Here is a 4,931-nt window from a genome sequence, read left to right as displayed (position 1 = left end):
GTCTTCCTGATCGCGCTGATCGTCGTCTCCGTGATCACGATGAAGCTTGCCGACTGGATCATCGATTCGCGTATCGGCGCGCTCGACCGCACCCTCGGCTTCCTCTATGGCGCGGCGCGCGGCATCCTGGTGGTCGCGGTGGCGCTCTTGTTCTTCAACTGGCTTGCCGGCGCCAAGGCGCCCGCCTGGATCGCCAACGCCAAGTCGCGGCCGTTGCTCGAGACGATCGGCGCCAAGCTCGAAAGCGTGCTGCCGGAAAACACCGAGGAACTGGTCAACAAATACACGCATAAGGGCACGCCGCAGGCTGGCGCGCCGGCCACGACCGACCAGCCCGCGGCCGAGCCGCCGGCCGGCGACGACAACGCGCCGGCGCCCGACGACAGCGAGGGCGAGGCGCCTGCCGACAACGAGCCGGCTCCGGCGCCCGCCCCGGCTCCCGCTCCAGCGCCGGCAAACTGAAATCCAGGCCGGCCATAGCGCTGGCCTGAGGCATTTTGTGAATGCCTGACGAGGTGCGTTGCGTTCCGCGAGAGATCGCCCTATATGGCGGCTTTAGCGGAGCTTGAGCACCAGATGGCAGACTCAACGGCAGATGCAGGCAATGTCCTTTCCGCCGAGGCCGACGATCATTTCCATGACGAATGCGGCGTGTTCGGCATTTTCGGCCGGCAAGACGCGGCGGCCATCGTCACACTCGGCCTGCACGCCTTGCAGCATCGCGGCCAGGAAGCGGCCGGCATCGTCTCCTATGACGGCACCCAGTTCCATGTCGAACGCCATGTCGGCCTGATCGGCGACACCTTTACCAAGCAGCGCGTCATCGACAGCTTGCAGGGCAATCGCGCCATCGGCCATACGCGCTACGCCACCACCGGCGGCGCCGGCCTGCGCAACATCCAGCCCTTTTTCGCCGAGCTTGCGGAGGGCGGTCTTGCCGTCGCCCACAACGGCAACCTCACCAACGCCCTCACCGTGCAGCGCGCGCTGCAGAAGCAGGGCTCGATCTTCTCCTCGACCTCCGACACCGAGACGCTGCTGCATCTGGTCGCGACCAGCAAGGAGCGCGATCTGAATTCGCGCTTCATCGAGGCGGTGCGCCAGGTGGAGGGCGCCTTCTCGCTGGTGGCGATGACGGCCAAGAAGATGATCGGTTGCCGCGACCCGCTGGGAATCCGCCCGCTGGTGCTGGGCGACCTCGACGGCGCCTGGATCCTCGCTTCGGAGACCTGCGCGCTCGACATCATCGGCGCCCGCTTCGTGCGCGACATCAAGCCCGGGGAGATGGTGGTCATCACCTCCAAGGGGATCGAGAGCATCTTCCCGTTCGAGCCGCAGAAGACGCGCTTCTGCATCTTCGAATATGTCTATTTCGCGCGGCCGGATTCCTCGGTCGAGGGCCGCAACGTCTACGAGGTGCGCAAGCGCATCGGCGCCGAGTTGGCGCAGGAAAACCCGGTCGAGGCCGACATCGTCGTGCCGGTGCCGGATTCCGGCACGCCGGCGGCGATCGGCTTCTCCCAGGCCGCCGGAATTCCCTTCGAACTCGGCATCATCCGCAACCACTATGTCGGGCGCACCTTCATCCAGCCTGGCGATTCGATCCGCCACATGGGCGTGAAGCTCAAGCACAACGCCAACCGCCGCATGATCGAGGGCAAGCGCGTGGTGCTGGTCGACGATTCGATCGTGCGCGGCACCACCAGCCAGAAGATCGTGCAGATGGTGCGCGATGCCGGCGCGAAGGAAGTGCATATGCGTATCGCCTCCCCGCCGACCAGCGCATCCTGCTTCTACGGCGTCGACACGCCGGAGAAGTCGAAGCTGCTGGCGTCGCGCATGTCGGTCGAGGAGATGGCCGAGTTCATCCGTGTCGATTCGCTCGGCTTCCTGTCGATCGACGGGCTCTACCGCGCCGTCGGCGAGGCGCGCCGCGACAACGACCAGCCGCAATTCTGCGACGCCTGCTTCACCGGACAGTACCCCACCCGCCTGCTCGACTTCGAAGGCCACGACAATGTGCGCACGCTGTCGCTGCTGGCGTCGAGCGGGTCGTAGGCCGCGGTATCTGTTTTGACGCAATTCCGGACGGAAAACCTTCAGACACTTTTCCTGGAATTGCACTGTTTGTTTTGACGCAATTCCGGACGGAAAACCGTTAGACACTTTTCCTGGAATTGCTTTAGCCCACGGAAATTCTCGCATGACCCTCGACCTTTCCGGCCGCGTGGCGGTCGTCACCGGCGCCTCGCGCGGCATCGGCTATTTCATCGCCAAGGAACTGGCGGCAGCCGGCTCGCATGTCATCGCGGTGGCGCGCACGGTGGGCGGGCTGGAAGAGCTCGACGACCAGATCAAGGCTGATGGGCGCGGACAGGCGACGCTGGTGCCGCTCGACCTCACCGACATGGCAGGCATCGACCGGCTGGGCGGCGCGATCCATGAACGCTGGGGCAAGCTCGACATCCTTGTCGCCAACGCCGCGGTGCTCGGCGTGATTTCGCCGATCGGCCATGTCGAGGCCAAGACCTTCGAGAAGGTGATGACCATCAACGTCACCGCGACGTGGCGGTTGATCCGCTCGGTCGACCCGCTGCTCAGGCTTTCCGATGCCGGCCGCGCCATCATCATGTCCGCCAACTCCGCCCATTCGGCACGTGCCTTCTGGGCGCCCTACGCGGCGTCCAAGGCGGCGGTGGAGACGATGATGCGCTCCTGGGCGCATGAGACCGAGAGCCTGCCGCTGAGGGTCAACGCCGCCGATCCCGGCGCCACCCGCACGGCGATGCGCGCGCAGGCGATGCCCGGCGAGGATCCGGAGACGCTGCCGCATCCGTCAGAGATCGCCAGGCGCATCGTGCCGCTGGCAAGCCCGGAACTGAAGGAGACGGGCCTGATCTTCCAGGCCAAGCACAACCGCTTCGTCGCCTACCGGCAACCGGAATAATTCGACTTCAAAAGCGCGTCGCGGCAGGCCGAGCCCGCCTGGCGAAAGCCCTCTTCACGGGTCTGTGAACGGTGCTGCGGAAGCGTGTTCCGCCGTCCAGCTTTCCCCGCTCCAAGGGAGTTGCTAGGATCGGTCCGACTCCGACATTCAAGCAAAGCGAGGAATTCCCATGGCTGCCACTCCCAGCGTAGCGTTGGTCTGGTATCTGGTGATCGCCGGCCCGCAAGGCGGCATGGTGGTGCTGCCAAGCACCTTCGACACCCGCGAGCAATGCACCAACGCCATCACCGAATATCAGAAGCAGCCGACGCCGCAGGGCTGGGCCGTGCAATGCGTGCCGAGCGCCTCGCCGTTCACCGATGAGGGGGACGCGGAGACGCCGTCGGCGCAGTAGCGGGGCTAATCTCCCCCCTTGAGGGGGAGATGGCCGCGAAGCGGCCAGAGGGGGTCGTTTCGCATAGAACGCCGAGGCCCCCTCTCGTCATACAAAAGCGTGGCGCTTCACGCGCAGCGCCCCCCTCTGTCGCCTTCGGCGACATCTCCCCCTCAAGGGGGGAGATCAGTTGGCGCTTACGCTCAGCGCCGGCTTGTTGTTGATCGTCTGGAACACCACGCAGTAGCGCTCGGTGAGCTTCATCAGCGAATCGATGCGCTCCTGCGGCTCGTCGGTGTCGAGGTCGAACTTCAGCCTTATCGCGCGAAAGCCGACCGGCGCGTCGCGGGCAACGCCGAGCGTGCCGCGGAAATCGAGGTCGCCCTCGGCTTCGACGCTGGCGTTGCCGAGCTTGAACTCTAGCGCGGTGGCCACAGCCTTCAGCGTCACGCCCGCGCAGGCGACCAACGCCTCCAGCAGCATGTCGCCAGAACATAGTTCCAGGCCCGAGCCGCCGGTGGCTGGATGAAGGCCGGCAACCGCGAGCGCCCTGCCCGTCTCCACCTTGCAGGCGATCGACTGATCGTCCAGCGTGCCGCGCGCTGTCAGCGTAATCAGCGCCTTGGCGGCGTCGTCGCGATAGGCTTCCTTCAGCGGCGCCTGCATGGCCTTGAGTGCGGTGGCGTCCATGGGTGCTGTCCTTTCGGTACCTCTTTGACGGTAGATAGCACATAATTTCAGCTTGGATTCCTCGCCCCGCGAAAGTGGGGAGAGGTGGCTCGGCGAAGCCGAGACGGAAAGGGGAGCGCCCTGCGAGGGCCCCCTCTCCGTCCGCTTCGCGGACACCTCTCCCCGCCTTTGGCGGCGCGAGGAACCCAAGTCTTGTGACGCCCCCTTTGACTTCCCTCGCCCTGGCCATACCTTTGCGATGTCATTCCGCGCGGAGCCGTCATGCGATCCAAGCTCGTCCCCCTTATCCTTCTGGCGCTCGCCGCCTTCGCTCAGCCGGGCTTCGCCGCGGAAGCACCCGAGCGCCCCGCGCCCCAAGGCGGCGTGCTGTCTCTGTTGCCGCCGCCGCAGGTGACCGAGCATTCGATCACGCTTGGCGGGCGCAAGCTGGATTACCAGGCCAAGGCCGGCACGCTCTCGCTCCTGTCGGGCAAGGGCGAAGTCACGGCCGAGATCTTCTATGTCGCCTACACACAGCAGTCGTCCGCCTCGGCGAAGGATCGGCCGGTCACCTTCGTCTTCAATGGCGGGCCAGGCGCGGCGTCTGCCTATCTGCATCTCGGCGCGATCGGGCCACGCATCGTCGAGACAGCCGCCGACGGCGAGTTCCGCCGGCCGCCGCAAAAGCTTATCGACAATCCCGACAGTTGGCTCGATATGAGCGATCTCGTCTTCGTCGATCCGGTCGGCACCGGCTACAGCCGTGAGGCGCCGGGGCATGAAGGCAAGGAGTTCTGGAGCGTCGACGCGGACGCCACCTCGGTCGGCGCCTTCATCCGGCTCTATCTGGCGCAGAACGGCCGGACCGGATCGCCGCTGTTCCTCGTCGGCGAAAGCTATGGCGGCTTTCGCGCCGCGCTGCTTGCCCGCACGCTGCAGGAG

Annotated in this window: 5 protein-coding genes and 1 pseudogene; 5 read left to right on the top strand and 1 reads right to left on the bottom strand. The window is 65.8% G+C overall.

The features are described 5' to 3' along the window. The 4 genes from EOA23_RS31535 to EOA23_RS31520 all read left to right on the top strand — a co-directional run. Positions 1-462 (top strand): CvpA family protein (locus EOA23_RS31535; protein WP_145966538.1); only part of this gene is annotated, 462 nt, incomplete at its 5' end. Between the two features lie 114 nt (positions 463-576). Beyond that, positions 577-2,058 carry an amidophosphoribosyltransferase gene (purF, locus tag EOA23_RS31530; RefSeq protein ID WP_042637921.1) on the top strand — a complete coding sequence of 494 codons (1,482 nt, stop codon included), beginning with the start codon at positions 577-579 and terminating at the stop codon, positions 2,056-2,058. Positions 2,059-2,203: 145 nt separating this feature from the next. Next, entirely contained in the window at positions 2,204-2,947 is a 744-nt protein-coding gene (locus EOA23_RS31525; protein ID WP_127306976.1) for an SDR family NAD(P)-dependent oxidoreductase, read from the top strand. Positions 2,948-3,116: 169 nt separating this feature from the next. Then, positions 3,117-3,341, top strand: coding sequence for a hypothetical protein (locus EOA23_RS31520; protein WP_041008353.1), 225 nt, complete (start codon positions 3,117-3,119; stop codon positions 3,339-3,341). Between the two features lie 165 nt (positions 3,342-3,506). Here the strand turns inward: EOA23_RS31520 and EOA23_RS31515 are convergent, their stop codons facing one another. Next, positions 3,507-4,010 carry an OsmC family protein gene (locus tag EOA23_RS31515; RefSeq protein WP_127306975.1) on the bottom strand — a complete coding sequence of 168 codons (504 nt, stop codon included), beginning with the start codon at positions 4,008-4,010 and terminating at the stop codon, positions 3,507-3,509. 261 nt (positions 4,011-4,271) lie between these two features. Between EOA23_RS31515 and EOA23_RS31510 the strand changes: the two are divergent. Then, positions 4,272-4,931, top strand: a pseudogene (locus EOA23_RS31510) (peptidase S10); the annotation flags it as partial.

The organism is Mesorhizobium sp. M2A.F.Ca.ET.042.01.1.1 (genome assembly GCF_003997405.1).
Lineage (GTDB): Bacteria > Pseudomonadota > Alphaproteobacteria > Rhizobiales > Rhizobiaceae > Mesorhizobium.
Note: the sequence above shows the minus strand (reverse complement) of the source record. Positions and strands in the feature narration are given on the sequence as shown.

What these genes read in the sequence shown, in the direction of transcription:
- purF (WP_042637921.1), top strand. Translation starts at nt 577, where the DNA reads ATGGCAGACTCAACGGCAGATGCAGGCAATGTCCTTTCCGCCGAGGCC.
- EOA23_RS31525 (WP_127306976.1), top strand. Translation starts at nt 2,204, where the DNA reads ATGACCCTCGACCTTTCCGGCCGCGTGGCGGTCGTCACCGGCGCCTCG.
- EOA23_RS31520 (WP_041008353.1), top strand. Translation starts at nt 3,117, where the DNA reads ATGGCTGCCACTCCCAGCGTAGCGTTGGTCTGGTATCTGGTGATCGCC.
- EOA23_RS31515 (WP_127306975.1), bottom strand. Translation starts at nt 4,010, where the DNA reads ATGGACGCCACCGCACTCAAGGCCATGCAGGCGCCGCTGAAGGAAGCC.